Genomic DNA, 276 nt, shown 5'->3' on the forward strand with positions numbered 1-276 from the left:
GCTGTCCTATCAACCCCACGACTCCATGCACACCGTCTACCAATGGGTCTATCAGCTCCACACCGCAGAAGGCCTCTGGTGGCTGGGCTTGCCACTCGGGCTCTGTGCCCTCTGTGTGCCATTGATGAGCGTGACCGGCATCCTGCTCTGGTGGCGCCGTCGCAAAGCCGGTCCGAACATTCGCCACAACAGCCCCGCTCACTCGGCCGACAGCGTGATTCTGGTAGGCACTGAAAACAACACCACATGGGGCTTTGCCAACACGTTACATGCGGC

At 60.5% G+C, this 276-nt stretch carries 1 protein-coding gene; it reads left to right on the top strand.

Going from position 1 to position 276, the window contains the following annotated elements; all coding sequences use genetic code 11:
* Window positions 1-276 (top strand): PepSY domain-containing protein (locus tag KZZ04_RS19150; RefSeq protein WP_219423846.1); only part of this gene is annotated, 276 nt, incomplete at both ends.

The organism is Pseudoalteromonas sp. CR1 (assembly GCF_019392235.1).
GTDB lineage: Bacteria > Pseudomonadota > Gammaproteobacteria > Enterobacterales > Alteromonadaceae > Pseudoalteromonas.